At 60.5% G+C, this 22,390-nt stretch carries 18 protein-coding genes; 14 read left to right on the top strand and 4 right to left on the bottom strand.

Annotated features, from left to right (window positions below; translation table 11 throughout):
- Positions 1 to 186: 186 nt before the first annotated feature.
- The 5 genes from ACFFAR_RS03880 to aroQ all read left to right on the top strand — a co-directional run bounded on the left by ACFFAR_RS03880 (position 187) and on the right by aroQ (position 6,379).
- The gene (locus ACFFAR_RS03880) at positions 187 to 2,058 is read left to right on the top strand and encodes a TIM barrel protein (protein WP_174363711.1); all 1,872 of its coding nucleotides are present in this window, start codon (positions 187 to 189) and stop codon (positions 2,056 to 2,058) included.
- Positions 2,059 to 2,195: 137 nt separating this feature from the next.
- Positions 2,196 to 3,314, top strand: a complete 1,119-nt coding sequence (locus ACFFAR_RS03875; protein ID WP_061999419.1) for a 4-hydroxyphenylpyruvate dioxygenase family protein — start codon at positions 2,196 to 2,198, stop codon at positions 3,312 to 3,314.
- Between the two features lie 403 nt (positions 3,315 to 3,717).
- The gene (locus ACFFAR_RS03870) at positions 3,718 to 5,046 is read left to right on the top strand and encodes an MFS transporter (RefSeq protein WP_061999418.1); all 1,329 of its coding nucleotides are present in this window, start codon (positions 3,718 to 3,720) and stop codon (positions 5,044 to 5,046) included.
- A 36-nt stretch (positions 5,047 to 5,082) separates the two neighbouring features.
- Positions 5,083 to 5,916, top strand: coding sequence for a shikimate dehydrogenase (locus ACFFAR_RS03865; protein ID WP_174363712.1), 834 nt, complete (start codon positions 5,083 to 5,085; stop codon positions 5,914 to 5,916).
- A 10-nt stretch (positions 5,917 to 5,926) separates the two neighbouring features.
- Positions 5,927 to 6,379 (top strand): type II 3-dehydroquinate dehydratase, encoded by a 453-nt coding sequence (gene aroQ / locus ACFFAR_RS03860; RefSeq protein WP_075359726.1) that lies wholly within the window; start codon positions 5,927 to 5,929, stop codon positions 6,377 to 6,379.
- Positions 6,380 to 6,382: 3 nt separating this feature from the next.
- On the opposite strand, the gene ACFFAR_RS03855 is transcribed toward aroQ, so the two are convergent.
- Complete coding sequence (locus ACFFAR_RS03855) at positions 6,383 to 7,336, bottom strand: LysR family transcriptional regulator (RefSeq protein WP_375507544.1); 954 nt, start codon at positions 7,334 to 7,336, stop codon at positions 6,383 to 6,385.
- Between the two features lie 155 nt (positions 7,337 to 7,491).
- Here ACFFAR_RS03855 and ACFFAR_RS03850 point away from each other — a divergent pair, with 155 nt between their 5' ends.
- Positions 7,492 to 8,829 carry an MFS transporter gene (locus ACFFAR_RS03850; protein ID WP_174363339.1) on the top strand — a complete coding sequence of 446 codons (1,338 nt, stop codon included), beginning with the start codon at positions 7,492 to 7,494 and terminating at the stop codon, positions 8,827 to 8,829.
- A gap of 38 nt (positions 8,830 to 8,867) precedes the next feature.
- Positions 8,868 to 10,421: a UxaA family hydrolase gene (locus tag ACFFAR_RS03845; protein ID WP_062000848.1), complete on the top strand. Its 1,554-nt coding sequence runs from the start codon at positions 8,868 to 8,870 to the stop codon at positions 10,419 to 10,421.
- Between the two features lie 34 nt (positions 10,422 to 10,455).
- Here ACFFAR_RS03845 and ACFFAR_RS03840 read toward each other — a convergent pair whose 3' ends face one another.
- Entirely contained in the window at positions 10,456 to 11,724 is a 1,269-nt protein-coding gene (locus tag ACFFAR_RS03840; protein WP_174363338.1) for an MFS transporter, read from the bottom strand.
- A gap of 108 nt (positions 11,725 to 11,832) precedes the next feature.
- Here ACFFAR_RS03840 and ACFFAR_RS03835 point away from each other — a divergent pair, with 108 nt between their 5' ends.
- Both ACFFAR_RS03835 and ACFFAR_RS03830 read left to right on the top strand, forming a co-directional pair.
- On the top strand, positions 11,833 to 12,729 hold the full coding sequence (locus tag ACFFAR_RS03835) for a LysR family transcriptional regulator (RefSeq protein ID WP_174363337.1): 897 nt from the start codon (positions 11,833 to 11,835) through the stop codon (positions 12,727 to 12,729).
- A 159-nt stretch (positions 12,730 to 12,888) separates the two neighbouring features.
- Entirely contained in the window at positions 12,889 to 13,695 is an 807-nt protein-coding gene (locus ACFFAR_RS03830) for an alpha/beta fold hydrolase (protein WP_174363336.1), read from the top strand.
- 218 nt (positions 13,696 to 13,913) lie between these two features.
- Here the strand turns inward: ACFFAR_RS03830 and hpxZ are convergent, their stop codons facing one another.
- Positions 13,914 to 14,300 (bottom strand): oxalurate catabolism protein HpxZ, encoded by a 387-nt coding sequence (gene hpxZ / locus ACFFAR_RS03825; protein WP_174363335.1) that lies wholly within the window; start codon positions 14,298 to 14,300, stop codon positions 13,914 to 13,916.
- A 157-nt stretch (positions 14,301 to 14,457) separates the two neighbouring features.
- On the opposite strand from hpxZ, the gene ACFFAR_RS03820 reads away from it, so the two are divergent.
- The 3 genes from ACFFAR_RS03820 (at position 14,458) to ACFFAR_RS03810 (ending at position 18,710) form a co-directional block, all read left to right on the top strand.
- Positions 14,458 to 15,696 (top strand): dienelactone hydrolase family protein, encoded by a 1,239-nt coding sequence (locus ACFFAR_RS03820; RefSeq protein ID WP_174363334.1) that lies wholly within the window; start codon positions 14,458 to 14,460, stop codon positions 15,694 to 15,696.
- Between the two features lie 368 nt (positions 15,697 to 16,064).
- Positions 16,065 to 17,798, top strand: a complete 1,734-nt coding sequence (locus tag ACFFAR_RS03815) for a ShlB/FhaC/HecB family hemolysin secretion/activation protein (RefSeq protein ID WP_375507543.1) — start codon at positions 16,065 to 16,067, stop codon at positions 17,796 to 17,798.
- A gap of 93 nt (positions 17,799 to 17,891) precedes the next feature.
- Positions 17,892 to 18,710, top strand: coding sequence for an oxaloacetate decarboxylase (locus ACFFAR_RS03810; RefSeq protein ID WP_375507542.1), 819 nt, complete (start codon positions 17,892 to 17,894; stop codon positions 18,708 to 18,710).
- Between the two features lie 19 nt (positions 18,711 to 18,729).
- On the opposite strand, the gene ACFFAR_RS03805 is transcribed toward ACFFAR_RS03810, so the two are convergent.
- On the bottom strand, positions 18,730 to 19,959 hold the full coding sequence (locus ACFFAR_RS03805) for an MFS transporter (RefSeq protein WP_174364203.1): 1,230 nt from the start codon (positions 19,957 to 19,959) through the stop codon (positions 18,730 to 18,732).
- Between the two features lie 118 nt (positions 19,960 to 20,077).
- Here ACFFAR_RS03805 and ACFFAR_RS03800 point away from each other — a divergent pair, with 118 nt between their 5' ends.
- Both ACFFAR_RS03800 and ACFFAR_RS03795 read left to right on the top strand, forming a co-directional pair.
- Positions 20,078 to 20,986, top strand: coding sequence for a LysR substrate-binding domain-containing protein (locus ACFFAR_RS03800; protein WP_174364204.1), 909 nt, complete (start codon positions 20,078 to 20,080; stop codon positions 20,984 to 20,986).
- The gene (locus ACFFAR_RS03795) at positions 20,983 to 22,158 is read left to right on the top strand and encodes a YbfB/YjiJ family MFS transporter (RefSeq protein WP_174364205.1); all 1,176 of its coding nucleotides are present in this window, start codon (positions 20,983 to 20,985) and stop codon (positions 22,156 to 22,158) included. The genes ACFFAR_RS03800 and ACFFAR_RS03795 overlap by 4 nt, the downstream gene beginning before the upstream one ends.
- Positions 22,159 to 22,390 lie beyond the last annotated feature (232 nt).

Here is a 22,390-nt window from a genome sequence, read left to right as displayed (position 1 = left end):
AGCGCAAAACCCGTGAAATGAAGTCCCGCCACGGACAGTGGCTAATAGTGCTAAAAAAATCAGCTAGAACAGACCGCGCGGTAGCGTAAGAAGCAACAACCCGGCATCACCCCCGCCCACTGTACCGAACCCCGCGACTCAAGCGCCAGCATAAAAAACCGCCCGAACAACCACACCGAGACTTCCGTGCAAAGATCCATCGCCACAGTATCCATCAGCGGTACGCTCATCGAAAAGCTGAAAGCCATCAGCGCAGCCAGCTTCGACGGTGTCGAAATCTTCGAAAACGATCTCCTTTACTTCGACGGTTCTCCCGCTGACGTCAAACGCATCTGCGCCGATCTCGGACTCAGGATCATGCTGTACCAGCCGTTCCGCGACTTCGAAGGCGTCAGCGCCGACAAACTCGCGCGCAACCTCGAACGCGCCCGCCGCAAGTTCGACCTGATGCATCAACTGGGCACGGATCGCATTCTGGTCTGCAGCAATGCATCACCAGATACGATCCGCGACGATGCGCTGATCATCGATCAGCTCGGAAAGTTCGCCGACCTTGCGCGCGCCGAAGGCGTGATCGCAGGTTACGAAGCGCTCGCGTGGGGCCGGCATGTCAACTCCTACAAGCACGCATGGCGCCTGGTCAATACGCTCGATCACGCCAACCTCGGCCTGATTCTCGATAGCTTCCATACGCTGTCCATAGGCGATTCGCTTGATGAAATCGCCAGCATCCCCGCCGATCGCATCACGTTCGTGCAGATCGCCGATGCCCCCAGAATGGCAATGGACGTGCTCGAATGGAGCCGCCATTACCGCTGTTTTCCCGGGCAAGGCGATCTGGATGTGACGGCCTTCACGCGTGCAGTGCTGGCATCGGGTTACGCGGGACCCCTGTCGCTCGAAATCTTCAACGATGGCTTTCGCGCAGCGCCCAATGCGGCGACTGCTGTCGATGGTTATCGTTCGCTGCTCTTTCTCGAGGAGCAATGCGCGGGGGCTTCGAAGGAGACGTTGTTCCATCCGCCGGCCGCGCCTGCGCACGCAGGCTTCCAGTTTCTCGAATTCGCCGTCGATGCAAACAGCGGCCGGACGCTCTCACAATGGCTTGAACGCATGGGATTTCGCGCAGCGGGGCGGCACCGGTCGAAGCAGGTGACGCTCTACGTGCAGGGCGACGCGAGCATTCTGCTCAACGAAGAGGCCAACTCGTTTGCGAGCGAGTTTCATGAGGCGCATGGGTTGTCCGTGTGTGCATCGGCGTATCGGGTCGACAATGCTGCGCAAGCCTTCGAGCGCGCAGCGGCATTCGGCTTCGTCCCGTTTTCAGGCAGGGTGGGGCCGAACGAACGCGTGGTGCCGAGCGTGCAGGCGCCGGATGGAAGCCTGCAATATTTTGTCGATGAAGCGCCCGGCGAACCCACGCTTTACGAAACCGATTTCAATCTCGGCAATATCGAAAGCAAGAGCGGTGCGGATCCGCTGCAGTGTATTGACCACGTTTGCCTGAACCTCCCCGCCGATACGCTCGACACGTGGGTGCTGTACTTCAAGGCTACCTTCGGTTTTGATGCAGAAGCTTCCGTGCTCTTGCCGGACCCGTACGGCCTTGTCAGAAGCCGGTCGTTGCGCAGTCGCGACGGGTCTGTGCGGATCGTGCTGAATGCGTCGGCAGACCGGCATACATCGGTGGTTGAATCGCTCTCTAAGTACCACGGCTCGGGGCTCAATCACGTCGCGTTCGCGACCCGCGATATCTTTGCGACCGTCGCTGCGTTGCGTACGCAAGGCGTGCCGTTGCTGCGCATTCCGCGCAACTACTACGACGACCTGCAAGCCCGTTTTGGATTCGACGATACGCAGATCGAGCGCATGTGCGAAGGCGGCATTCTTTATGATCGCGATCCCGATGGCGGAGAGTTTCTACACGTTTACACGGAGCAATTCAACGAACGCTTTTTCCTCGAGATCGTGGAACGCCGTGGCGGCTACGAAGGATACGGCGCGGCGAACGCGCCCGTGCGCCTTGCCGCCCATGCGCAGCGGCGCGCGCAGGCATAGGGACACGTGCAGAGAGTTTGACGCCTCGCCGCCTGAGGCGATAATCTGTTCACGCGCTTGCTGCGACTGGACATCGGACATTACGGATGACCAGGCCTCAGGCGAATGTGAGCGGACTTTCTCTGAGGTGATTTTCGATGAACAACGATGCTTCCCTGCCTGGCGCTGCCTCGGCGCAAATGCTGCAGGGCGACAACCCCCTCGGCGTCGCCGGCCTCGAATTTGTCGAGTTTTCCAGCCCGGATCCTGACCGGCTGCGTGCGCTCTTCGAGCAACTCGGTTTTACGCAGGTTGCCCGCCATATCAGCAAGGACGTCACGCTGTACCGGCAAGGGAACATGAATTTCCTCGTCAACGCCGACGACGATTCGTTCGCCACCCGCTTTGCGCAGACGCATGGCGTGGGCATATGTGCAATCGGCCTTCGCGTGCTGGATGCGCCTATCTCGCACGAACGCGCCGTCGAGTTTGGGGCCTGGGATTTCGAAGGCGAACGGCTTGGACCGAACGAGTTGATGATTCCCGCGATCCAGGGCATTGGCGACTCGCATATTTATTTCGTGGATCATTGGGAGGGCCGGGACGCGCCACCGAGCGAGAAAGCGAAGTCCATCTACGACATCGATTTCAAATGGCTCGATGCACAGACCACAAGATCTGCATTGCATGACAACGACGCAGGGCTCGTCAAGGTCGATCACTTTACGCAGACCGTTGGGGCTGGCCGGCTTCCGGACTGGCTGGAGTTCTATCTCCAGGTGCTCCATTTCAAGGAGATCCACGCAATACATCCCGACTGGAAAGTCGCACAGGATCTGCCCGTGATCGTCTCGCCATGCCAGACGTTCAGCATTCCGGTGTATGAAGAAGGCACGTACCGTACGAGCCTGATGCAGGACTATCTGCCCGATCACAGCGGCGAAGGCGTGCAGCATATCGCACTGGCATCGAAGAATATCTTTGCTTCCGTCGACATCTTGCGTGCACGCGGCATGCGCTTCGTGCAGCCGCCGGCAAAATACTACGAACAACTCGATGCACGCTTGCCCGGTCATGGACTGGATGTGGAGGCATTGCGTTCACGCGGCATTCTCGTCGATGGCCGTATAGCCGAGGACGGCAAGCCGTTGCTCTTCTTGCAGACTTTCATCCAGCACGAGGCCGGGGACATGTTCTTCGAAATCGTGGAGCGGCGCGGTGGGGAAGGGTTCGGCGAAGGGAATCTGATTGCGCTGGGGAAGGCGCGAGAAGTCTGATTCGTCAACGTCTAGCACCGTCTAGTGCAAACCCGAATAATGCGCGATTACCGAACGAATGCGTTCGATAAACATACGTGTTTTCTAATATTCCGTTGCCCGGACTCGGCCTTCGCTCTATTGTGACGACATACCGGCACGGCTAACAAGCGGCGAGTGATCAACAAGGCACTCGGACATGCAGTGCCTTTTTCCGTAAGCAAGAAATCAATTTAATAGATTAGGAACGCTGATCAAAGTGTCCATCAAGCGTTATAGCGGCAGTTTTCAGCAACGGCTTCCAGCAGTGAGCTGCGGCGTAGGTATCATCACCGCTTTTAATGGGCGGACCACCGGTCCAATAACATCGCTCGCGCATAAAACCGCAGGGCGGGATCCAATATTTCGATTCAGGAGACGCGTCATGCAAGACGTTCACCAATCCCACGCGGTTCATACGGCCGCGCCGGCCGCAGTTCGCACACGGTCGCGCACGCGCTTCGTGATCCTCGCGCTGCTGGCAGTCGGTACGATGATCAACTATCTGGACCGCACGGTCCTCGGCATTGCAGCGCCGACCATGACGAAGGAGCTCGGAATCGATGCCGCCGTGATGGGGATCGTCTTCTCCGCCTTCTCCTGGACATACGCGCTGGCGCAGATTCCGGGCGGCGTTTTTCTGGACCGCTTCGGCAGCAAGGTCACCTACTTTCTCGCGCTGACGTTCTGGTCGTTCTTCACGTTGATGCAGGGTTTCGCCGTCGGACTCAAGTCGTTGCTGCTGTTTCGCTTCGGGCTCGGCGTCAGCGAAGCGCCATGCTTCCCGGTTAACAGCCGCGTGGTCGCCACATGGTTCCCGCAGCATGAGCGGGCACGCGCCACGGGCATTTATACCGTTGGCGAATACCTCGGTCTCGCGTGTTTTGCGCCGGCCTTGTTCTGGATCATGGGCAACTTCGGCTGGCGCTCCTTGTTCATTGTGGTGGGCGTAATCGGCATTGTGTTCGGGATGGTCTGGTGGCTGTTTTATCGCGAGCCGCATGATTCGAAGTCGGTGAACCAGGCTGAGCTCGACTACATTTCCGCGGGCGGCGGCCTCGAGCCGGCGGGCGGTCAGCAGACCATGGCTTTCTCGTGGGGCAACGTCGGCAAGCTGCTCAAGCGCCGTCAGATCGCGGGTGCGTGCCTCGGGCAGTTTGCGGGCAACACCACGCTCGTATTTTTCCTGACGTGGTTCCCGACCTACCTTGCCACCGAACGTCACATGGGCTGGCTCAAGGTCGGCTTCTTCGCGGTGATGCCGTTTCTTGCGGCGGCGGTCGGCGTGATGTTCGGCGGCTGGATCTCCGATCTTCTGCTCAAGCGCACCGGCTCGGCCAACATTGCACGCAAGTTGCCGATCATCTTCGGCTTGCTGGGGGCATCGACGATCATTGCCGCGAACTACGTCAGCAGCGACGCACTGGTCATCACCATTCTCTCGATCGCATTCTTCGGGCAAGGCATGGTCGGGCTCGGCTGGACGTTGATCTCGGATATCGCGCCAAAAAATCTGATGGGACTGACGGGCGGCATCTTCAATTTTTGCGCAAACCTTGCGGGCATCGTTACGCCGCTGGTGATCGGCCTGATCGTGGCGAAGACGGGCTCGTTCTTCTACGCGCTGTCGTACGTAGGCGCGGCGGCGCTCGTTGGCGCGCTGTCGTACATCTTCATAGTCGGCGACGTTCGCCGCGTTGAAATTGCAGACTGAGTGTTCCGCAGTTCCAACTTCTTAAGGCATGCAGCGATGATTAGCGGAAAAACTACCCTTATTGCGCACCTGGGTTATCCCACGGAAGCCTTCAAGGCGCCCATGATCTACAACCCGTGGTTCGAGCAGAAGGGCATCGACGCAGTGGTGGTGCCGATGGGCGTCAAGCCTGACGATTACGCCGCGTTCGTGAAGTCGCTCTTCCGTTTGAGCAACATTCGCGGCGCGCTGGTCACCATGCCGCACAAGGTGACGACTACGAATCTTGTCGACGAACTCACGCCCACCGCGCGCATTGCGGGCGCTTGCAACGCCATCCTGCTGCGTCCGGATGGAAGCTTGCTCGGCGATCAGTTCGATGGCGCCGGTTTCACGCGTGGCGTCGAACGCAAGGGCCGTCCGTTGAAAGGCGCGCGTGCATTCGTGCTGGGCAGCGGCGGAGTGGGTTCTGCTATTGCGGCGTCGCTGGCGGCCTCCGGGGTATCGGCGCTAGCGCTCTTCGACACCAGCAGCGCATCCGCCGATGCACTCGCCGCCCGTTTGCGCAAGCACTATCCCGAGCTCGAAGTGACGACAGGTTCGAAAGACCCGGCGGGCTACGACGTGGTGGTCAATGCAACGCCTATCGGCATGAACGCGAACGATCCGCTGCCTTTCGATATTGACCGGATTTCACCGTCCACGTTCGTGGGCGAGGTCGTGATGAAGTCAGAGTACACGCCGCTCTTGCATGCAGCCAAAGAGAAGGGCTGTGCAGTGCAGGTCGGCACCGACATGCTGTTCGAGATGATCCCGGCGTATCTGGAATTCTTCGGTTTTGGCACAGCCACGGCGGACGAGTTGCGCGCAGTTTCCCAGATCAAATACTGAGGGCGAAGTCATGAAGAAGGTAATGGTGATCAACGGGCCCAACCTGAACTTGCTGGGTTTGCGCGAGCCCGATCAGTACGGCCATGACACGCTCGATACGGTGGAAACGCTGTGCATGCAGGCAGGTGACAAGCTGGGCGTCGCGGTGGAATGCAGGCAGTCGAATCATGAGGGCGTGCTGATCGACTGGATTCATGAGGCCGGGCGCGAGGTCGCGGCCGGTGCCATGCTGGGCGTAGTAATGAATCCGGGTGCTTATACGCATACATCGGTCGCGCTACACGATGCAATCAAGGGCGCGAGCGTTCCGTTGATCGAACTGCATATCTCGAACGTGCATGCGCGCGAATCGTTCCGGCATCACTCGTTCATCTCGCCGGCGGCACGCGGGATTATCGTGGGGCTGGGCGTGAAGGGCTATGCCATTGCAATCGATGCGCTGGTCCAGGTGACATCGAAGTAACGCTCAAGGCTTTTCTTTATCGGCCGCGAGCGAACGCAAGATGCCGATAAACTCCTGCACCGGTTGCGCAGGGAATTCGTGCTTGCGCGTGACGATCCCATAGCTTGTCATGACGCGGCGTATCGGAACAGGAAGCTGTCCCAGCAAGCCATTGTTCACATACTTCTCGACGGCGGCTTGTGGTTGCAGCGAAATCATGTCGGTCGCCTGCAAGAGTTCCAGCGCGGAAAATATCGATGTCAGCTCCACCATCCCGACCGGTACGGGGATGGCCGCGGCTGCGAACGTCTCCTCTAATAACTGCCTGATCGCCGTTACCTGCGGATAAAGAATCCACGGCCATTCCGCGAGATCGGCCAGTTCCAGCTTCCGCTTTTTCAATAATGGATGATGGCTTCCTGCCACCACGCAAACCGGCTCCGCCGCGAGCACCTCGAAGTCGAACAACGCATGATGACGCGGCTCGGTCAGACGGCCGACCATCACGTCGATCTTTTTTTCATCGAGCCAGATTGCAAGCTGATCGCTGCTGAGTTCAAACAGCTTCACGACGAGTTGCGGCCGTTGCCGCCGGATCTCCCCGATACCCGCCGTCACCAGTTGCGCCGCCGACGCCGATATAGCGCCGACCGTGATGTGCCCATATCCGCCGTTTTTCAACGTCGTGAATTCGCTCACGAAGCGCCCGAGGTCGCCCAGCGCGGTGTTCGCATAACGCAGCGCGAGATGCCCCAGCTCGGTCGGCCGCATCTCGCGCGGCAGGCGTTCGAAGAGCGGCGCGTCCAGCAAGCCTTCTATATCGCCCAGGATTTTCGTGGCGGCAGGCTGTGTCATGTGCATCTGCTCGGCGGTGATCCGCATGTTGCGCGTGCGGCCGAGGATGTCGAGCAATTGCAGGTGCCGGTAGCGCAGGCGGGCGAGGACGGTCGATGGAAGCAGTGACGAAGGTCGGGACATAGGGACGAGTGAAGGGTAAACCTGCATCTACTCATAACCGGATGGAATCGATTGTAGTCAATAATCGATTGGATGTTTATCGCGCCAATGCATAGAGTGGTGCCAGATGAAATAGACCGGGCAGATCCGGCGTCCTCACGATGGAGACAACACACATGCAGACTCAGGCCCTCTCGTCCCAGCCGTTGGCGAGCGCCGTGCGCAAGGCGCGACTGCGCCTCACGCCATTTCTCGCGCTGATGTTCGCGCTTTCCATGCTAGACCGCTCCAACGTCGGCTTCGTCAAGCAGGCGCTGCAGGTCGATTCCAATATCGGCAACGCAGCGTTTGCGCTGGGCGCCGGGATCTTCTTCATCGGTTATGCGGTGTTCGAGATTCCGAGCAACATGATGCTGCATCGCGTGGGTGCAAAGGTCTGGCTGAGCCGCATCATGGTGACGTGGGGGCTGGCGTCGGCGGCCATGATGTTCGCGCACAACGAGACCGCGTTCTATGTGCTGCGCTTCATTCTCGGCGTCGCCGAAGCGGGGTTTTCGCCCGGCGTGATCCTTTATTCGACCTACTGGTTTCCAGCACGCGAACGCGGCAAGGCGCTCGGAATCTATTATTTCGGCGTCCCGGTCGCACTCGTGCTCGGCAGTCCGTTATCCGGCTACCTCATGGAAGTCATGGGCGGTTTGCTCGGGCTGCGCAACTGGCAATGGATGTTCCTGATCGAAGGGCTCGCGGCTTCCGTGGTCGGCGTGATCGCATTCTTCTATCTCGTGAGCAAACCGCGTCAGGCGAAATGGCTGACCGATGCCGAAAAAGATGCGCTCGAATCGGCGATCGCCGCGGAGGACCGGCTGAAGGTCGCCCATGGTCCGTCGACCGCGCTTGCCGCGCTCGCGAACTGGAACGTACTGCGTTTTGTCGCCATTTACTTTGCGATCCAGGTCAGCGTGTATGGCGTGATCTTCTATCTGCCGACGCGTATATCCGAATTGACGGGGACCGCGATTGGCGCGAAGGTGGGCTTTCTCACCGCGATCCCATGGTTCTGTGCACTGGTCGCGTTGCGCTTCGTGACGGGTTACGCCGATGCCCGCGGCAAGCATCGCGAGGTCGCGGTGGTGATGCTGGTCATGGCGGCAGCGGGCATTGGCCTCTCGACGATGGGCACGCATCTCGTCCCCGTTCTGTTTGCATTCTGCATTGCGACGGTCGGCTTTGTGGTCGTTCAACCGCTGTTCTGGACACTGCCTACGGCGTACTTGAGCGGGACCGCGGCGGCAAGCGGTATCGCGATGATCGGTGCGTTGGGCAATCTCGGCGGTTTCATTGCGCCGACATTGAAGACCGCTGTCGAAAGCTTCTTTCAGAGTCAGCGTGCCGGCATGGGCGCGCTTGCGGTGGCGGGTGTGATCGGCGTGCTGCTGCTGTTGAGCATCGGCATGAAAGGGCGGCGGCAGGAAGCGGGCGACCTGGCTGCATCGAAAACGGCATCGCGTTGAGCCTCGCGCACCCCACGCAAAATACGGAGATACGCATTATGAAACCAGTAGTTGAAACTGCTCCTGCAAACACTGCGACGGTCCGCCTGAATGCCATCGATGATGTCCTCATCGCTCGCCATCAACTCGTCGCGGGCATGCAGCTCGCCGATGGCGACATCACCGTGCGCGGTTTGATCCCGGCGGGGCACAAGGTCGCCGTCAAAGCAGTCTCGCAAGGGCAACCCGTCCGACGCTACGGGCAGATCATCGGCTTTGCGAAGCGCGACATCGATGTCGGCGAACACGTGCACGTGCATAACCTCGCAATGGGCGATTTCGATCGCGACTACGCGTTCGGCGAAGATGCAAAACCCACGCAACACGCGGTGCAGCCCGCAAGTTTTCTCGGCATCCGCCGTCCCGATGGACGCATTGCGACGCGCAACTATATCGGCGTGCTCACATCGGTAAATTGCTCGGCTACCGCCGCACGGGCTATCGCCGATTATTTTCGCCGCGATGTGCATCCTGAAGCGCTCGCCGCATTTCCGAATGTCGATGGCGTGGTCGCGCTCACGCATGGTCAGGGCTGCGCGGTCGACTCCGAAGGCGAAGCCCTGAAGATGCTTCGCCGCACGCTCGGCGGCTACGCGCGGCATGCGAACTTCGCCGGCGTGCTGCTGGTCGGCCTCGGTTGCGAAACGAATCAGATCGACGGTTTGCTCCAGGAGCAGCACCTCGAAACAGGCGCCCGGCTCAAGACCATGACGATTCAGGCAACGGGCGGCACCGCGCGCACGGTAGCTGCGGGTATCGAGGCGATCAAGGTCATGCTCGTGGAAGCGAACGAGGTCGTGCGTGAACGCGTCGATGCCAGCCACCTCGTGATCGGCCTGCAATGCGGCGGCTCGGATGGGTATTCGGGGATCACGGCGAACCCGGCGCTGGGCGCCGCGGTCGATCGTCTCGTCGCACATGGCGGCACGGCGATCCTGTCGGAGACGCCGGAGATTTACGGCGCGGAGCATTTGCTGACGCGACGGGCGGTATCGAAGGAAGTGGGCGACAAGCTCGTCGAGCGCATTCACTGGTGGGAAGAATATTGTGCGCGGATGAACGCTGACCTGAACAACAACCCGTCGGCGGGCAACAAGGCGGGGGGCCTTACAACCATCCTTGAAAAATCGCTCGGCGCGGTGGCGAAGGGCGGCACGACCAATCTCGTCGATGTCTACAAGTACGCGGAGCATGTCAGCGCGCGTGGGCTTGTGTTCATGGACACGCCGGGTTATGACCCGGTGTCCGCGACGGGGCAGGTTGCGGGTGGCGCGAACCTGATCTGCTTCACGACCGGACGCGGCTCGGCTTACGGATGCGCGCCGTCGCCATCGCTCAAGTTCAGCACGAATACCGCTTTGTGGAAGCGTCAGGAAGAAGACATAGATCTGAACTGCGGTTCGATTCTCGATGGCGAAAAGAGCATTGATGAACTCGGCCAGGAGATCTTCGAACTGATGCTGGCGACGGCATCGGGCACGTTGTCGAAGAGCGAAGTGCACGGGTATGGGCAGAACGAATTCGTGCCCTGGCAGATTGGCGCGATCACCTGAAATTCCAGATGGCGCGCGGTTTTCCTTGTGCGCGTCAACGCGCGTCGGCGAGTGTGCATCGATTAGTCGATCCCGCTCGCCGCACGCCCGGCATAAAGCAGCTCAGTGCGATTGCCACGACGGACGCGCCTGCCGCGAAAAAATACACCGGTTGAAACGACCCGGCCACGCTCTTGCACAAACCGCCGAGCACGTTACCGAGCGCGCCCCCTGCACCGAATGACGCTTCGCAAATTCCGCACACGATAGCCGCGAGCGCCGGTTCACTCGTCTTGCCGACATACGCATGCAACAACCCGAAGAGCGGAAAGAACGAGAAGCCGAACGCAACGGCTGCGATCATCAACGCATAAACGCCGGGACGCGATGCCGCTATCAACGACGCGCACAGCAATAGAATCCCTGCGCTGACAAGCGCCGTGCGCATGCCGTCACGTTGCGGTTGTGAGGCAGAAGATCGTGCGTCGCCTATCATGCCGAGCGTCAGGCCGCTTACCGCACCCACGAAGCCGACGAGCGCCCAGGCATGTGCGGTTACATCGAGTCCGAGATGCAGGTCATCGTGCGCATAAGCCGAGAAATAGGTGATGAACGGCACGCCGGCGAAGCCCGAGAGCAACGCGATTGCGTACACGAGCTGCCAGCGCCGCGAGAACAGCGTCGGCGCGGCGAACCGTGGCCCCTTGACTCCTGGCTGCGCTTTCACGCGCGTATCCGGCCGTCCAAGCCGTGCAAACATCAGCAAGATCACGACACTCAGCAGTGCCGTGAACAACGCGCTCACAAGCCACACGGAACGCCATCCCCACGCTGCCATCAACCCCGGCACCATGAGCCCGTTGAGCAACACGCCATAGTTGGTGCCGCTACCGATCACGCCAATGGCTTTCGCTTGATGACGTTCATCGATCAAAGGCGCGACGAGCGCCATCATGGGCACCCACGTCGCCGCTGCGAACGCGTTGAGTGCAACAAGCACAACTCCCATGACCCAGGTGTGATCGGCAAAGGCCAGGCACGCAAGCCCGACAGCCGATAACGCGGTGGCCCCCAGCATGACTCTTGCTGCGCCGAAACGCGAAGCAGCAAGGCCGGACAGCAACGCCACCAGCACATTCGCGATTTGCCGGGCTGCGGTGATGTATCCCGCTTGCGCATACCCGAAGCCAAGATCGTGTTTCATCGCGGGCAGGACAACCGGAAACAAGTACACACCAAAGCCATAAGTTGCGGCTATGACGGCCGCAAGCAACAACGTAAGCGCGAGTTGCCTTGATGCGGTGACGCGAGGCAAAGCATCCATGACGAGCTACCGAAAGAAGGGATAAATCCATTCTCGGCAATTCGTCTCCATGACGGAAATGATTTAATTTACTATCATCCAGTAAATCACTTCATCATTCGAGCGACCATGAATCTTGATCCAGGCTTGTTGCGTGCGTTTATCGCCGTCACCGAAGCGGGAGGCTTCACCAAGGCCGCCCGTCGGCTGAACCTGACGCAATCTGCCATCAGTCACCAGATCAGGCGCCTGGAAGAAGAGGTCGGCAGGCCGCTGCTTTACCGCACAACGCGCACGCTGACACTGACCGAGGACGGCGAGGATTTCCTGCGCTACGCCACGCAAATCCTCGATGCAATGCAAGCGGTCACGCGGCGTTTTCATTCATCACCGGCATCGGGCGTGGTGCGGTTCGGCGCACCGGATATCTTCATGGGCGAGCGCCTGCCCGTGTTGCTGACGCAATTTTCGCGGGCGTTTCCAAACGTGCGGCTCGATGTCAGCGTTGGCATGAGCATCGATTCGGAAGCGATGGTTGCCGCGCAGGAGCTCGATCTCGCGGTGGTGTTGTGCGTGAAGAGCCACAAGCACGGAAGTGGCGACGAAGGCATTGTGCTGCGGCGCACGCGGTTTGTATGGGCGGCGGCCGAATCGTTCGAGGCACGCGAAGGCGCGTCATTGCCGCTGGCGTTTTTTCCGGCGCCTTGTGTGAACCGGCGCGTGGCCGTCGAAACGCTCGATAGCTTGCCCGTGGACTGGCATGTGGCGTTCACATCGTCGAGTCAGTCGGGCATTCGTGCAGCCGTCATGGCCGGCCTTGCGATCACCGTGCTGACACGAGACGACCTTGAACCGGGCATCGCCGTGATCGATGGGCAATACGGTTTGCCCGCATTGCCCGAAGCCGAGTTCAGGCTGCTGTGGGGCAAGGGCGAAAAGACGCTGGCGGCGAAGGAGTTCGGGCGTCTGGTTCTCGATACCCCGGTTGAACATCCGTTGCGCTCGCGGGAGGCCAGAGCCGCGTGATCTGTCGCATGACAGAAATTCAAGGGTCAGGTGAACTGATTGATCGGTTAGATAAAGTTATTGGAGCTCATCCGGTATTTATCACATGATTGGGATCGTCCTGGCGGCGGTCATGTTCATCGTCGCTGGCATCACGAGCCATTACTCAGGGAGTTCCGCATGAATCGATCCGCCACTGTCCATAATGAAGATGCAGAGATTGCCTACGACGTTGAAGGCCAAGGGCCGTTGCTTTTATTGATCGTCGGGGGAAATGGTGACAGCAGTCGTTTCATCAGACTCTCGGCGCAACTAGCCGATCGCTACACAGTCGTCCGTTACGACCGCCGTGCGAATTCGCGCAGTACCGGCGACAAACATGCCGAAATGAACATGGCGCAACAAGGCCGGGATGCTGCCGCCGTCATCCATGCGATGGGCGGTGAACCGGCGTTCGTGTTCGGCAACAGCGCCGGCGCCAATATTGCATTGAAGCTGGCAGAGGATCATCCGCAACTCGTTCGAGGGCTGGTGGACCACGAGCCGCCTGTCAGCGACATCTTGCCGGACGGCGTGATATGGCGAAAGTTTTTCGACAGCGTGTATGACACCTATCGCACGCAGGGTGGTGCTCCCGCCATGAAGCTGTTCGCCTCATCGTTTGTTGGTCTTCCTTCTGCAGCAATCACTCCACCGGATCAGGATAGCGGCGGCTTTGAGCGCTTCCTTGCACACGAATTCAATGTCATCAACCGTTTCATTCCCGATCTCGATGCATTGCGCCGTGGTGGTGTGCCCATGGTCACCGCCGTTGGCCGCGCGAGCGGCGACGCATTCTACGCGCAGACGGCACGCCAACTGGCGCGTGAACTGCCTTGCCCCTGCATCGAGATGATCGGGCATCACGTGAGCTATGCAAGCGACCCGGTTATCTTTGCCAATGAACTGCACGAGATACTGAGCACACTGCCCGCATCGCGCGTTTGAGAAAGGTCCGGCGCCGGCGCACCACATGGCGGGATGGGCCGCGCAGACGCTGGACGATCCCACCGCGTATGCCACAACCATCCTGGCGGGTTTCTTCGAAAAGTATCCGAAGCTCAACATCTTCGCCGGCCATTGGGGCGAGATGGTGCCGTTCTTCCTGGCCACGGCGACAAGCTCGCCGCGTTCGATTACCGAGACGTTCCAGCAGCATGTCTACGTCACGGCTTCGGTTCATCCATCCAGCTCACATGCGCGGCGACCACTTTCCACACGCCGTCAACACGTGCCCAGGTCTGCGATTGGCGGCCGGTCCGCGTTTCGCCGTTGCGGTGAAACGTGATGTTCGCCACGCCAAACTCCGTTCCGAACGTCGTCACTGACCGGTCGATGATCGTCCGTTGCAGCGCGCTGCCCGGTCGCTTGGCGCGGAACTCGCGGATCGCTTCGTAACCTTGCAGGTTTTCGGTTGCGCCGTATCGAAGCGTATGCGGACTGTCCCAGAAGAGCGTGTCGAGCGCCGGGACATCGTTGGTGGTCAACGCGACTTCATACGCGTCGAACGCGGTTTCGAGGGAGGCGAGGGTAGCGGGATCGTCGATAAGCATGGTCGGTAAATGTTTTCGTTGTGCGGTCGTCGAATTATGAGGCTATAGCGTGCGTGTTCAACATTTTGACCGGCATGATCTCCTTGATCGACCCAGTGCACAATATGCGCTTCACGCGAGGCAACTATCGTTCATCAAGCGAACCAAAAGGGGCGACATGAGCAGTCAGACGATTGAAATCACGGCGCAGGACGGCGGCCGATTTACGGCTTATCTCGCGAAACCCGCGCAAGGTTCGGGTCCCGGCCTTGTACTGCTCCAGGAAATTTTCGGCATCAACGACTACATGAAGTCGATGGCCGACCGTTACGCCGAAGAAGGTTACGTCGTGCTCGTACCGGATCTGTTCTGGCGCATAAAACCCGGCGTGGTATTGGGCTACGGCGAAGCGGATTTCGCCGCTGCGCTCGACTTCAACGCGAGATTCGACGAATCACAAGCGCTCGACGATATCGCCGCGACACTCGCTGCTTTGCGTGCGCTGCCCGAGCAAGCGGGCAAGCTTGGCGTGATCGGCTATTGCCTCGGCGGTCGTCTCGCGATGCGCACAGCGGCAAGCATGGACGTGGACTGCGCGGTGAGTTACTACGGCGTGGACCTCGATGCGTATCTCGGCGAGATCGCCACCATCCGCTGCCCGATGGTTTTCCACTTCGCCGAAAACGATACGTTCACGCCGCCTGAAACCCGCGCGAAACTCGAAGCCGCGTTTGCGGGCAAACCGCTGATCGAGCATTACGTCTACGCGGGTTGCGATCACGCCTTCGCCACGCCCGAGCGCGATCACTACGACAAACCCGCGGCCCTGATGGCCTATTCGCGGACCCTGTCATTGCTGCGCAAGGTGCTGGGTCCCGTGTACGACCTGAACCGCCTGTGGGAGATGCATTGCTACTACGAGTTCGGCACGCGCGACGTCGACGCCGTCATGCCGACCATGGTGGCCGAGCCTTACGTGAACCACGTTCCGACCATGACGGGCGGTGTCGGTCATGATCAATTGAAGCGCTTTTACAAGTACCATTTCGTCGATTCCAATCCCGCCGATACACGCCTGATTCCGGTGTCCCGGACCATCGGCTCGGATCGGGTTGTCGATGAGTTCGTGTTCTGCGCCACGCACGATCGCGAGATCGACTGGCTGTTGCCGGGACTCAAGCCCACAGGCAAATACTTCGAGGTCCCCATGCTGGCGGTAATCCGGTTTCGCGGCGACAAGCTTTACAACGAGCACATCTACTGGGATCAGGCTTCGGTGCTGGTGCAGATCGGCGTGCTCGATCCGACGGGTCTGCCTGTCGCAGGCATCCAGACCGCCAAAAAGATGATCGATGAAACCCTCCCGACCAACACGCTGATGCCGAACTGGGCATCGAGCGAGGGCAAGCCCGTTTGACCGGTTTTGCATGACGCTCATGAGGACGGTAAGAACATCCGCCGAGCTCTCGTATCAGGTCGTTTCCCACGTTGGCGGAGGGCGCTTTCGTCTCTTTTTGAACAGTGATTGTCCGATTAACGTGCTTTGCATCTCGGACCCATCTGCTATTCTCCTTTGGCCGATTGCGCAAGGTACCCGGTGACCGGCTAATCGGATGCGATGGTGTGCCACCCCATGGCGCGCCCGCGTTCGTGTCACGGAGATCACCATGCCGTCTCCATCAGTATGCCGAATGATCGCGACGTCCATCGTACCGGGCTTCGGACCGCCCGCCGGCGCCGCGCATTCCCTGTTGCGCCGGCAGATTGAGAACTGAGCGCCAGGCCATGTCGCGTAACGTACGACGCCTGCTGACGGCTTCGTACGCGGCTGCGCTCTCAGTGTCCGCACATGCGCAGTCGTATCGTGATGTCGCGCCGCAAACGCCGCCTTCCATGATCAAGCGTGAGGCGTCGCCGCCCCAGGCCGTTGAGATGCCGCAGGCTACGCAAGTCGCGGTGCCGTCGCTTGCGGCCTTGATCTTCGTGCCGGCTGGTACGTCTGACACATCGGCGCCGCAAGCACAGATCAGCGCCGAAGGACTTCCCGTTCTCGATGCCGCCTTCCTGCAGACCTTCCAGCCCGACATCGGCAAGCCGCTTACCTTCGAGCGCCTCGCGCAGATCCGCCGTGCGGTCGTCGCGCAGTATCGTGCTGCGGGCAAACCGCTCGTCGATGTTTTCGTGCCCGAGCAAGACGTGACCAACGGCGTGGTGCATATCGCGATTGCCGAGTTTCGGCTTGGGCAAGTGCGTGCAAGCGGGAACCGCTATTTCTCCGATGCCGTGTTGACAAGCGAGATGCCGCTGCGTCCCGGCGAGCCGATCCTGCAATCGCAGGTTGCGGCGGGGCTCGCGATGCTCAACGCAAATCCGTACCGGAGCGTCGATGTAGTCTACGCGCCGGGCACGGCCGCAAATTCCACCGATGTCCTTCTTCAAACCGATGACCGCCTGCCGCTGCGCTTCAACGCCGGTTACGATAACGCCGGCGTTCCGCAACTCGGCCGCGACCGCTTTTTTGCCGGCATCGACTATGGGAATCTGTTTGGGCTCGATCAGCAGATCGCGTATCAATTCACCGCGAGCAACGATATTTTCAGCGGCAATCCCGACATAGAAGGGCGTCCGGATCGCGCGCGCTTCATGGCGCATTCGCTGAGCTATTCAGCGCCGTTGCCGTGGCATGACCGCATTGAACTGTTCGGGGTCTATGCCCAAAGCACGCCGAGGCTGCCCGACAGCTACGGCCAGACCGGCATCTCCGCGCAAGCAAGTATCCGATACGACTGGCTATTGCCGCCGGCCGGGGACTGGAATCAGCAGATGCAGTTCGGTTACGACTTCAAGCGAACCAACAACGATCTCGAGTTCGGCGGTTTCCAGGTCTTCAATTCGAATGTGCACGTGCATCAGTTCCTGGCTTCGTACTCGATCAGCAAGCCCGATGATTTCGGACTGGCGCGTGCGAACGTCACGCTCGTGGCAAGTCCGGGCGGGCTCGATTCAGACAATAGCGATACTGCATTCACCACCGCGCGACAAGGCGCAACCGCTCGATATGCGTACTTGCAGCTTGGCGGCCAACACGACTTCGCGCTTGGCGCAGGCTTCGCTTTCAGCGCGCGTGGCACGTTTCAGTGGACGCCGAATACCTTGCTGCCGAGCGAGGAACTTGGGCTGGGCGGCGAGACCAGCGTGCGCGGATACGACCCGTATGTGGTGCTGGGCGACCGCGGATGGAACGTGCAGACGGAAGTGCGTACGCCGGGCATACCCATAGGCGCAAGCAGTATCGCGATGCAGCCCTTCGTCTTTCTCGATGCCGGGCACGCGTGGAACCGCATCGACCAGCCGGCGGAAGCGAGCAACGGATCGCTGGTGAGCGTGGGTGCGGGTTTGCGCGTCCAGTGGTCGCGTCATGTGGATTTGCGCGGCACGTATGGCGTGCCGCTGCGTGCACCGGTGCCGGGTGGATCAAAGGCGCCGATGGTGCAGTTGTTTGTATCGATTGGGACATAGGCGGCTTGAACATTGCATATGCGCGCGAAGCGCTTAGTATTCAGCTCAGGGCATCCGCCCGACTTATGCATGCGCCAAACAATGAGACTTCAAATGAGCCGCTCCATCGCCGAAAAACGTGCTGCCTTCCGTGCGCTTCATGAACAAGGCTGCTTCATGCTTCCGAATCCCTGGGACGCCGGCAGCGCCCGGTATCTTGAGGGCCTCGGGTTCAAGGCGCTCGCCACGACCAGTTCCGGCTTCGCGTGGTCGCTCGGGCAGGCCGACAATACCGTGGCGCGTGACCTGATCCTGGCGCATTTGCGGGACATGGTTGCATCGACGGATTTACCGGTCAACGCAGACTTCGAAAACGGTTACGCGTCCGATGCCAACGGCGTCGCCGAAAGCGTGCGGCTTGCGGTTGCGACCGGTGTTGCGGGATTATCGATTGAAGATTCGACCGGCAACGCAGACGAGCCGCTGTTCAGCATCGATATTGCGGTCGAGCGGATGCACGCGGCACGAAAGGCTATCGATGCAACCGGTGGCGATACGTTGCTCGTCGGACGCGCCGAGAATTTTTTTGCGGGACGGCCGGACCTTGAAGACACCATCGCGAGATTGAAGGCGTATTCGGACGCGGGCGCGGATTGTCTGTATGCGCCGGGGATCACCACGCGCGAGCAGATTGCGGCCGTGGTGGCCGCGGTTGCGCCGAAGCCGGTGAACCTGCTGGTGGGATCGGTGAGCGACTTCACCATCCAGGAGATTGCCGCGCTCGGCGTGCGCCGGGTGAGCGTGGGCGGCGGACTGGCCCGCGCAGCCTGGGGCGGTTTCATGCGCGCGGCGGAGTCGCTCGCCAAAGGACGGTTCGACGGGTTCGAAGGCGCGGCGCCAGGCAAGACATTGAACGCGCAATTCGGCGGCTGAGTTCGATTAGCGATCCGCTTCATGACGCGCGTCGCACCCATCGATTCAAACCCGCGCAAACAAGCAGCAAGGAGGAGGTCACGAAAAACACGGCGCGCAAACTGACATGCGCGCCGATCTGTCCGCCGATCAACGGGCCGATCACTTGTCCGCTGAACTGCGCGGATTGCAGATACCCGAGCGTCTTGCCTGAGTTGTGATCGGCGACGGCGTGCCGGACTTCCTTTGCAATCGATGGCAGCAAACCCGCGAGCGTCATACCCATCAGGCCGCGAAGAATGGCGAGCTGCCACCATTGCGTGACGAACGCCTGCGGCACCAGGACCACGGCCGTGGCAACCAGGCACCCTGTGATCACCTTCGCGCTGCCGATGCGATCGGCAAGCGCGCCAAGACGCGCGGCGGTCAACATGCTGCCGAACGCCGAGGCCGCCATCACGATGCCCGCCATGCGCGCAACATAATCGCGCGGCACACCAAGCTGGCCGATATACACGGTGATGATCGGCTCGATCGACATGTTTGCAAGCAGCACCATCATTGCTGTCAGGAGCAATATGAGGATCACCCCGCGCTTCATCGATGGCAGCGATGCGCTTGCAACGTCGATGCGCTTTTTCGTATCGGCCGTGCGGTCGAAATCCTCGCGCACCACGACGATGGTCAGCACTGCCGCGACCGCGATGATTGCGCCGCCCACGAAAAACGTGCCGCGGATGCCCACCCATGTCGGCAGGAAACCGCCCACGAGCGGCCCGATGAGACTGCCCGCAAGCGCGCCGGTAGACAGTACGCCGAGCGCCCATCCCGAGCGTTCACGCGGCACTTGCGTGCCGACCATGACTATCGATGCCGACGCATAACCGCCGATCAACCCCGCGATCAGCCGCAGCACGACAAGCTCGGTCAGGTTGTGCGCGAGCCCGATCATCGACATCACGATAGCCATGCCGACGGCCGCGCGAATCAGCATCGGCTTTCGTCCATAACGGTCCGCGAGACGCCCCCAGAGCGGCGCGGTGATCGCGGTACCAAAAAACGTTGCGCCAAAGGCAACGCCAGACCACTGAACGATCGCGGAGGGCGTATGCACGCCCAGTTGCTCGACGTAGAGCGGCAAGAACGGCAGCAACATGCTCAAGCTCAGCAGCGTGGTGAAAGAGCCGAAGACGCACACAAACAGGTTGCGCCGCCAATAAGGTGCGTTGCGTTCGGCATAGCTGGGCAAGACGGTTGCGTGCTGATCCATAAAAACCTCGATGGTTCGGGAAGACGTCCGGTCAATGACCGGAAAAAGAAATACCTGACTTGCATATTATCTCTATTTGGGAATATTATGTTTACATCGTTCTCAAATAGAGATTCACGTGGACCATACGACTCTCGATATTTTTTGTGTCGTTGCCGCCGAACTGAGCGTGACCCGGGCCGCCAAACGGCTGGGCCGCGTGCAGTCGAACGTCACGACCCGAATCCAGCAGCTTGAAGAAGAGCTCGGCGTTGCGCTATTCCGGCGCGACGGCAACCGCCTGACGCTCAGCGCAGAAGGCGAACGCTTTCTCGGTTATGCGAACCGCATGCTCGCTCTCGCCGACGAAGCGCGGCAGGTGCTTGCCCCGCAAGCGCCGTCAGGCACGCTCAGGATCGGCACCATGGAAAGCACGGCTGCGGCGCGGTTGCCCGGACCGCTTGCGGCGCTTCACGTGCAGTACCCGGATGTTCAGTTGCGGATTTCGACCGCGCCTTCCAGGCAGTTGCTCGAACAGGTCGGCAGCGGTCTTGTCGATTGCGCGTTTGCGGCGTTGCCGCCCTGTGGCGACATGGCGTCGGCAATGGATCTCGATGCCGCAGGACTTCATGGCGAAGCGGTTTTTCGCGAGGAGATCTTGCTCGTGTTGCCGCCCGGACATGGCGTCGTTCGGAAGGGTGGGGACGTCACCGTGCGTTCGCTCGCCGCGTTTGCGCAGGGCTGCAGCTATCGCGTGCTCGCCGAAGAGTGGCTCGGGCAGGGCGCAGCGCTGCTGGACATCCAGGAGGTCGGTTCGTATCACAGCATGCTTGCGTGCGTTGCTGCGGGCGGTTGTGTGTCCCTTGTGCCGCGCAGCGTGCTGGAGTTGCTGCGCGAACCGCCGAAGTTCCGCACGCATGTCGTGGCGAAAGTGGACACGTGGCTGGTTCATCGAAAGGGTTATCAGACGCCAGCGTTCAACGCACTGCGCGAGGCGCTCACGCCATTCATGTCGAAGCAGTTGTCGGCGAAGGAGAAAGTGTCATGAGCACGATACGGCAGGTTTCATCGACTGCAAGCCAGGGCATGGCGGCGATGGTGGCCGCCCTCGTCATGGCAGTCGGAATGGGATTCGGGCGCTTTGCGTTCACGGGCATCTACCCGGTCATGGTCAGCGATGCCGTGCTGAGCGTGCACCAGGGAACGCTCGCCGCGTCGGCCAACTATGCGGGGTACCTGATCGGCGCGCTGCTGACCGCGGCCGTGCATCCGCGACACTCGCGCAGGTTGTGCATGCTTGCGCTTGCCGGTATTGCAGTTTGTCTCGGGGTGACGGCGCTGCTGGATGCGCCCTGGCTCATCATCGCGATGCGCGGGATCACCGGCGCCGTCAGCGCGGTCACCATGGTCGCGGCGTCGCTCTGGCTCTTGCAACATCGCGGTCACACGCGCGGTGCGCCGATGCTGTATGCGGGTGTCGGCATCGGGATCGTGCTGTCATCCGAGATGCTCGTCGCCGGACGCAGTTCCGGCCTGCACAGCGCAGGACTGTGGTGGGTGCTGGCGGCGGGCGCGCTGATCCTTGGCGCCATCGCATTGCCGGGTCTCGATCCACGTCCGCTTCACGACTCCGGCACGCGTGCCGCTTTGCATGGACACGAGTCCTTTCCGGCGCTCGGAGCGGGACCGCTGATCGCACTCTACGGACTTGCGGGCTTTGGCTACATCATCACCGCGACCTACTTGCCGTTGTTCGTGAGGGACGCGATCGGCTCGATCGATCCGATTCAGGTCTGGGCGTTGTTCGGTCTGGGCGCGATTCCTTCGTGCTTCATCTGGCACGCGGTCCACATGCGGCTTGGAACACGGCGCGCGCTGTTTCTCAATCTTGCGTTGCAAGCGGTGGGCGTTGTATTGCCGGTCGTGTTTGCCAATCAGGTGGGTTATCTCGGCAGCGCGCTGATCGTGGGCGGGACGTTCATGGGGACCGCAACCATCGCGATGCTCGCCGCGCGCCGGGTCGCGCACACCATGCGCATCAGCATCCTCGCGATGATGACCGCGTGTTTTGGTGTCGGGCAGATCGTCGGACCGCTTGTCGCGAATACGATGTATGCATCGCATCATTCGTTCTCGACGTCGCTCGAAACTGCAGCCGCAGCGCTCGCCGTGGCGGCTTTGTTATGCGTGCGTGTGAGGAAGCCGCGTGATTCTTTTTAACCGAACGTGAACGCATAGGCGTTCGCGCATGCATCGAGAAACTCGATGGGGAACGCATGGTCGTCGACCTTTACCGGCTGCCGAATGCCGTTGGTTGCCGACGACGCTTGAGTTGCCCGTCGACCACGCACTAAATCACTTTAAACCGGTCCAACTCGCGCATCGTCATGGTGATTGGGTCTTCGTATGAATACATGAACTACCTCCTGGTAGTCCAAGAATTCCGCCGCAC

The organism is uncultured Caballeronia sp. (assembly GCF_964243625.1).
Classification (GTDB): domain Bacteria; phylum Pseudomonadota; class Gammaproteobacteria; order Burkholderiales; family Burkholderiaceae; genus Caballeronia.
The sequence above is the reverse complement of the archived record's forward strand: the minus strand, read 5'-3'. Positions and strand labels throughout refer to the sequence as shown.

Coding starts and splice junctions, on each gene's coding strand:
- ACFFAR_RS03855 (WP_375507544.1), bottom strand. CDS start 7,336: ATGTCCCGACCTTCGTCACTGCTTCCATCGACCGTCCTCGCCCGCCTG.
- ACFFAR_RS03795 (WP_174364205.1), top strand. CDS start 20,983: ATGAGCACGATACGGCAGGTTTCATCGACTGCAAGCCAGGGCATGGCG.
- ACFFAR_RS03835 (WP_174363337.1), top strand. CDS start 11,833: ATGAATCTTGATCCAGGCTTGTTGCGTGCGTTTATCGCCGTCACCGAA.
- ACFFAR_RS03805 (WP_174364203.1), bottom strand. CDS start 19,959: ATGGATCAGCACGCAACCGTCTTGCCCAGCTATGCCGAACGCAACGCA.
- ACFFAR_RS03840 (WP_174363338.1), bottom strand. CDS start 11,724: ATGGATGCTTTGCCTCGCGTCACCGCATCAAGGCAACTCGCGCTTACG.
- ACFFAR_RS03870 (WP_061999418.1), top strand. CDS start 3,718: ATGCAAGACGTTCACCAATCCCACGCGGTTCATACGGCCGCGCCGGCC.
- ACFFAR_RS03815 (WP_375507543.1), top strand. CDS start 16,065: ATGTCGCGTAACGTACGACGCCTGCTGACGGCTTCGTACGCGGCTGCG.
- ACFFAR_RS03865 (WP_174363712.1), top strand. CDS start 5,083: ATGATTAGCGGAAAAACTACCCTTATTGCGCACCTGGGTTATCCCACG.
- aroQ (WP_075359726.1), top strand. CDS start 5,927: ATGAAGAAGGTAATGGTGATCAACGGGCCCAACCTGAACTTGCTGGGT.
- ACFFAR_RS03810 (WP_375507542.1), top strand. CDS start 17,892: ATGAGCCGCTCCATCGCCGAAAAACGTGCTGCCTTCCGTGCGCTTCAT.
- ACFFAR_RS03820 (WP_174363334.1), top strand. CDS start 14,458: ATGAGCAGTCAGACGATTGAAATCACGGCGCAGGACGGCGGCCGATTT.
- ACFFAR_RS03875 (WP_061999419.1), top strand. CDS start 2,196: ATGAACAACGATGCTTCCCTGCCTGGCGCTGCCTCGGCGCAAATGCTG.
- ACFFAR_RS03830 (WP_174363336.1), top strand. CDS start 12,889: ATGAATCGATCCGCCACTGTCCATAATGAAGATGCAGAGATTGCCTAC.
- ACFFAR_RS03845 (WP_062000848.1), top strand. CDS start 8,868: ATGAAACCAGTAGTTGAAACTGCTCCTGCAAACACTGCGACGGTCCGC.
- ACFFAR_RS03850 (WP_174363339.1), top strand. CDS start 7,492: ATGCAGACTCAGGCCCTCTCGTCCCAGCCGTTGGCGAGCGCCGTGCGC.
- hpxZ (WP_174363335.1), bottom strand. CDS start 14,300: ATGCTTATCGACGATCCCGCTACCCTCGCCTCCCTCGAAACCGCGTTC.